Consider the following 4,272-nt stretch of genomic DNA (forward strand, 5'->3'; position numbering starts at 1 on the left):
TGAAAAAATCACAATGGCCAAATACGGACATCGCTACTGGTGACCTTACAGACGAAATCTCCAAACTAAAGAATATGAAGGGAAAGGACATCATTGTTTATGGCGGCGCTTCATTTGATTCTTCCTTGATTAGGGCAGGATTGATTGATGAATTTCATTTGTTCATCAACCCCGTTGCAATCGGAAACGGCATGACCATATTCAAAGATTTGAACAAGATTCAGAAATTCAATCTGGTTAAGTCAGTAATATTTGAGTCCGGAGAAGTTGGGCTTCACTATGAGCCAGAGTCTGATAGTATTAATTACTGATAACAATATATGAATATCACTAGCATAGGTTAAGGTAATGAAGGCTGTCAAAGCACTATAGGGTATTAGGATAACCATTAAATCAGATATCCCCTTCTCAATCATGTTACTTTTTCTTGTCTAATTCATTGATTTTATTAATTCGTGCTTTAACTAGCTTTTTTATTAGCATGGCAGGAAGTCTTTTGTCCAAAGGAAAACGAATAGTTGCTTTGGTAGTTTCGTAGCCCTTCAGTTCACTTTTATGTTCTTCTACGATAGGAGTTGGTATGTAAAGTCCAATATGTTTTTTAGAAAGTCCAAAATATACCAGTCGGCCTTTGTAACGGTAGTAAGCCATCCCATAACTAATATGTTCCTGTGCTTTTGGAGCAGCAGACTTGATAATCTCTCGGAGTTCCTTAAGCTTGTACTGTAATCCTTTTGGCGATAGTGCAATATTTTCATTAACATCCTTGACCTGTTTCATGCATTCATCTATCAACTTTCTTGATTTCAATTAATAGATTTGGTCCTGTTCTATCATATTGAAATGCTCTTCCTAAGTAAGATATCTTTTCAACATGAAGTATCAAATTTCCCTCCATAATCTTCACTGCCTACACAGCCTTCACCATTTATATAAAAAGGCTTTCCGAATAATACTGAACATGTCCCATTAAGACAAGTAGAAGAACTTCAAGTCGGCTCCTTCTTGTGCTAGCAATTATATAAATAAATACAACAGTTGCAAAATAGATATAATGAAAACCATTAGCAAATTTACTATATCAATAGTATTTGTAGCTATTCTTTGTATACTAATTAATGGTAATACCAAGGTTGTTGCTGCTGGCAATATATGGATAAGCAAAGGTGACGCATTAAATAGAATGGGAAATTATAGTCAAGCAATAGCAGCATATGGTGCAGCTCTTAAAATAGATCCCAATTATGTAAGTAAAGGATGGTCACTAAATGAATTAGGTAATTATAGCCAGGCCATCGTTTATCTTGATAAAGCTCTTAAAATAGACCCGAACCACCTTGATGGTCTGGTTTTCAAAGCGCAGGCACTATATATGATTGGAAATTATACTGGAGCAAAATATTATTCAGACAAAGCTTTTGAGATAGACCCTAAATCTCCTGCACTAAAGAGATTACCAGAAGTCTTTAGGAAGGCACAATAACGATAGAACAATATGAACCATACTATTTTATGGGTTAAGACTTTTAAATATGTCAATATCTGTCAAATCATCAAATCTGGCAACAAAACTAAGTGGTGTTTTTGAAATTGATTATTTGGTTGGCAGGATGATTCAAGAGTTAGATTAGTACAAGCGCAAATCCAAAATGGTAAACTGAGTGCAAACTTCCACGTATTTAACCAAGTTCAAATAATTTCTTTATTTCACGAACCAAATCTCCAGTCGTAATCGGTTTCCTTAAGAATGATTCTTGCTTAAATTCACTGAATCCATGTTCTTTTCTGATTTCTTCGTGAAAATATTCGGTAGCAGTTAAGAAACATACTTTGACCCTGCTATCTATCCTCTTTACCTTTTGGTACATGCGAAATCCATCAACCCCTGGCATCTTAATGTCCAGAATCACTAGATCGTATTTATCACCTCTAAAATTCTCATACGCTAATACGGGGTCAGTATAAGAATCCACACTAAACCCATTATCTTCTAAAGACATACGCAATGTGATAGTTATGTCCGGATCGTCATCAATTATTAGAATTCTTTTCTGTTGCTGTTCGGGTCTCATGGGAATTTATATATAATAATAATTCACATCAAGATATTTAGAAATTATAAAGAATTACGTCATATGCTTTGTGGTATGGCCGAGTTATGGCGGAATTGGATTAACGTAACAAACTGAGGTAGCGGTTTGTTTACTATTGACCAAATTATTTCACCAGACTGGTTACCTTGTTCCTCATATGGTCATTTCTCGAATCTATATAACCAAAATATGGAATATAAGAAGGGACAATCCACTTCTGTAAGATGAGCCATCACAATAATATTCTAATTACCGCAACAGCCATAGTTCTATTGTTATTATGTGCTAACATTACTGGTTGCGTTGCCACAACACAGAGAGTGGTGGGATCAGTACCAGATACAAATGTGACTAGTGCTAATACAAAATACTACTCTTACATTAAGTAGTCCATTTTGGATAGACAATGATAAGACCACTGGTCAGAGAGTATTAGATGTTAATAATCCCAGTGGGCCTACACTAGAGACATCCTTTTCAGATTTTGGAGCTGGAATAATTAAGGGTGTCGGCAATGCAACGACTATCGGCACAATAATTACTAGCTTTAGATCTGGTGGAGCACTATATTCTCAGGGAAAAGGTGTAACAACCACCGATGATGGTGAAATAGCAACTTGGACTGAGCAAGGAATAGGACATTTTACTAAGCAAGGGAAGGTGGTATTCCACGGTATAAGGATTTTCAGTACGTCTTCTACTGAGAAGCCTACCTTTCTCAATAATCTAGTGGGAGTTCTCTACACTCAAGCAGATATTAAAAGTGGAATTGCGACTAATACAATTTGGGAACTGAAGTAATCGAACTTTCATAAGATGACATTTGCCCTCGGAGGAAAAGATGTCGTCTCAAACAATTAATCAAAGGTTTTTATATATCAGAACCCCAAAGATATTTCGTCTTTGAAAGGGACTTCCAAGAATAAAGCGAAAATCTCTAGGGTTCTAGGGTTCCTTATGCCCACCTTGGATTAAAGTCTTTATAATCTTAAAATTCTTCCTACATTATAGTCAGTTTCTTCCTTTCCTTCCATATACTTGCTGTTCTCTCTATTCACAAGTGAAAGAAGGATTGTGTGGCAATTAGGTCATAAAGTTGCATTCGGAAATAGTCGTGATTCCTTCTGCGACTGGTTTGGATATTCAGGTATCAACTTAAAAGCGGGCTAGAATATCCTAAATATCTGTCCCAAATATTTAAATAAGATTCCGGTAGCAGTTGACGACTATGATTACGTATACACTGTTCCCTCACTCCTTCCTACTTTCTTTTAAAACATAAAGTTATTACAACAGTTCTTACTTTTGGTAAAAGCTAATGAATATTGGGATACTTGGATCTGGAGATGTAGGCCGTAGACTAGGTGATGGTTTTATTGAACTTGGGCATACTGTTAAGATCGCATCACGAAATCCAAACCAAGAGAAAATAATTGAATGGATGGCTAAACACGAAAAAGTGAAAGTATCATCAGGATCTTTTGCGGAAGCAGCTTCTTTTGGTGAACTCGATGTTATTGCAACTTCGTGGGCTGGAACTGATGAAGTTATAAGAATGGCTAATCCTAAGAATTTTGCGGGCAAAGTTGTGATTGATGTCACCAATCCATTGGACTTCTCTAAAGGAATGCCACCAAGGCTAGCAATAGGTCATGCAGATTCTGCGGGAGAGACAGTCCAACGTATGCTGCCTGATTCGAAAGTTGTAAAAGCATTCAATACAGTTGGAAATTCCCACTTTATACATCCAGATTTTCCTGGGGGTCCACCTACCATGTTTATATGTGGGAATGATGGCAAAGCTAAAAAAACTATTACAGATAATATTCTTACAAAACTTGGCTGGGAAACAATAGATATAGGAGGAATAGAAGGGGCTAGGCTTTTAGAACCACTTGCATTTCTATGGATAATGCACTACTTTAGAACAGGTTATGGAAACCATGCCTTTAAGCTATTACGAAAATAAGGCTTACCACAGAAAATGCCTTCAGTGAAAGCATGCTGTGCGTATGTCTTTGCCCAATCTTCTTTTGATCTTATAGACCTACCATATCCCAGATTGATAACTAACGATGAATACTTAACTATAGATGGAATAGAATGATATAAACGCACATAACCTCCTATCGCTTCAAATAATTCGCATGAAACAAGCAGATACCAATCTTAGAATTCT

7 protein-coding genes (1 of these 7 only partly in view) are annotated in these 4,272 nt (G+C 36.4%); 5 read left to right on the plus strand and 2 right to left on the minus strand.

Annotated features, from left to right (window positions below):
- Positions 1–311: dihydrofolate reductase family protein (locus tag DYY65_RS09305; RefSeq protein WP_201449438.1), on the plus strand; the 311-nt coding region annotated here is incomplete at its 5' end.
- A 106-nt stretch (positions 312–417) separates the two neighbouring features.
- Here DYY65_RS09305 and DYY65_RS09310 read toward each other — a convergent pair.
- Complete coding sequence (locus DYY65_RS09310; protein ID WP_162477687.1) at positions 418–810, minus strand: iron chaperone; 393 nt, start codon at positions 808–810, stop codon at positions 418–420.
- A gap of 244 nt (positions 811–1,054) precedes the next feature.
- Between DYY65_RS09310 and DYY65_RS09315 the strand changes: the two genes are divergently transcribed.
- Positions 1,055–1,483, plus strand: a complete 429-nt coding sequence (locus DYY65_RS09315; protein ID WP_162477688.1) for a tetratricopeptide repeat protein — start codon at positions 1,055–1,057, stop codon at positions 1,481–1,483.
- Positions 1,484–1,679: 196 nt separating this feature from the next.
- On the opposite strand, the gene DYY65_RS09320 is transcribed toward DYY65_RS09315, so the two are convergent.
- Complete coding sequence (locus DYY65_RS09320) at positions 1,680–2,072, minus strand: response regulator (RefSeq protein WP_162477689.1); 393 nt, start codon at positions 2,070–2,072, stop codon at positions 1,680–1,682.
- A 375-nt stretch (positions 2,073–2,447) separates the two neighbouring features.
- Between DYY65_RS09320 and DYY65_RS09325 the strand changes: the two genes are divergently transcribed.
- From DYY65_RS09325 to DYY65_RS09335, 3 genes are all read left to right on the plus strand, one after another.
- Positions 2,448–2,894 carry a hypothetical protein gene (locus DYY65_RS09325; RefSeq protein WP_162477690.1) on the plus strand — a complete coding sequence of 149 codons (447 nt, stop codon included), beginning with the start codon at positions 2,448–2,450 and terminating at the stop codon, positions 2,892–2,894.
- Positions 2,895–3,411: 517 nt separating this feature from the next.
- Positions 3,412–4,062 carry an NADPH-dependent F420 reductase gene (locus tag DYY65_RS09330; RefSeq protein ID WP_162477691.1) on the plus strand — a complete coding sequence of 217 codons (651 nt, stop codon included), beginning with the start codon at positions 3,412–3,414 and terminating at the stop codon, positions 4,060–4,062.
- Between the two features lie 191 nt (positions 4,063–4,253).
- Positions 4,254–4,272: the 5' end (the start) of an NADPH-dependent FMN reductase gene (locus DYY65_RS09335; RefSeq protein WP_370519344.1), read on the plus strand. The gene runs 518 nt beyond the window's last position; the window shows 19 of its 537 coding nt (coding positions 1–19); the start codon lies at positions 4,254–4,256; the stop codon falls past the right edge of the window.

The sequence above is a fragment of the Nitrososphaera sp. AFS genome, assembly GCF_009898475.1.
Lineage (GTDB): Archaea > Thermoproteota > Nitrososphaeria > Nitrososphaerales > Nitrososphaeraceae > Nitrosopolaris.

Coding starts and splice junctions, on each gene's coding strand:
- DYY65_RS09330 (WP_162477691.1), top strand. CDS start 3,412: ATGAATATTGGGATACTTGGATCTGGAGATGTAGGCCGTAGACTAGGT.
- DYY65_RS09320 (WP_162477689.1), bottom strand. CDS start 2,072: ATGAGACCCGAACAGCAACAGAAAAGAATTCTAATAATTGATGACGAT.
- DYY65_RS09315 (WP_162477688.1), top strand. CDS start 1,055: ATGAAAACCATTAGCAAATTTACTATATCAATAGTATTTGTAGCTATT.